At 49.3% G+C, this 914-nt stretch carries 3 protein-coding genes; all 3 read left to right on the forward strand.

Annotated features, from left to right (window positions below; all coding sequences use genetic code 11):
• The coding region (locus Q4526_RS06775) for a JAB domain-containing protein (protein WP_303609567.1) at nt 1-109 on the forward strand (109 nt) is incomplete at its 5' end.
• Nucleotides 110-385: 276 nt separating this feature from the next.
• On the forward strand, nt 386-622 hold the full coding sequence (rpmB, locus tag Q4526_RS06780; RefSeq protein ID WP_215976176.1) for a 50S ribosomal protein L28: 237 nt from the start codon (nt 386-388) through the stop codon (nt 620-622).
• 16 nt (nt 623-638) lie between these two features.
• The gene (gene rpmG / locus Q4526_RS06785; protein ID WP_041521760.1) at nt 639-794 is read left to right on the forward strand and encodes a 50S ribosomal protein L33; all 156 of its coding nucleotides are present in this window, start codon (nt 639-641) and stop codon (nt 792-794) included.
• Nucleotides 795-914: the final 120 nt, after the last annotated feature.

A 914-nucleotide genomic window follows, 5' to 3' on the forward strand; every position in this document is an offset into this window, starting at 1 on the left:
TACGCACAAGCTGATCGATGCGCTGGAGCTGGTAGGCGTGCGGGTGCTCGATCATATGATTGTCGGCGACGGCAGCGTGACCTCTTTTGCCGAGCGGGGCCTGATTTAGCCTGTTACGGGTTAAAAAGCACATTTTTTGCCTAAAAAAGCAGCTAAGCGTTGCTATTGAAGGGCGCTTTTGGTATAAAACGCGGCTCTTCGCGGCCGGGTTGCTGAATGTAAGCTTCCATCAAGGCCCTCGTGGGAATATTCGGACGTTTCGAACCCCTCGAGTACAGGCCGCATTGGTACAAATTGGCTGCTCAATGAATCCAGCTCTGGGCCGTCTGGGTCGATGCTCACCCAGTTGGCGCAGCGCGTTATAAATTGGTTAAGAGGCAACTCCATGTCTAAGGTATGTCAGGTTACCGGCAAGCGTCCTGTAACTGGAAACAACGTTTCTCACGCAAAAAACCACACTAAGCGTCGTTTTTTGCCGAACTTGCACACTCACCGTTTCTGGGTAGAAGCCGAGAAGCGTTTTGTTAAATTGCGCATTTCTACTAAAGGTATGCGTATCATCGACAAGCGTGGCATTGATGCTGTTCTAGCTGAACTGCGTGCTCGCGGTGAAAAAGTCTAATCTAGGAGAATAAGTCATGCGCGAGAAGATTCGTCTGAACTCTAGTGCCGGTACCGGTCATTTCTACACGACCGACAAGAACAAGCGCACCATGCCTGAGAAAATGGAGATCAAAAAATACGATCCCGTTGTTCGCAAGCATGTGATGTACAAAGAAGGCAAAATCAAGTAAGTCGATTTTGCGCTTCAACAAAAAAGCCCGGCCAGCGATGGTCGGGCTTTTTTGTATCTAACATCTGATGACAGAAGTCTGAGGACGGACGCTATACTCTTGCTGAACGCTGAACGCTGA

Origin of the sequence: Gilvimarinus sp. 2_MG-2023 (genome assembly GCF_030547685.1) — a bacterium.
Lineage (GTDB): Bacteria > Pseudomonadota > Gammaproteobacteria > Pseudomonadales > Cellvibrionaceae > Gilvimarinus.

Coding starts and splice junctions, on each gene's coding strand:
- rpmG (WP_041521760.1), top strand. CDS start 639: ATGCGCGAGAAGATTCGTCTGAACTCTAGTGCCGGTACCGGTCATTTC.
- rpmB (WP_215976176.1), top strand. CDS start 386: ATGTCTAAGGTATGTCAGGTTACCGGCAAGCGTCCTGTAACTGGAAAC.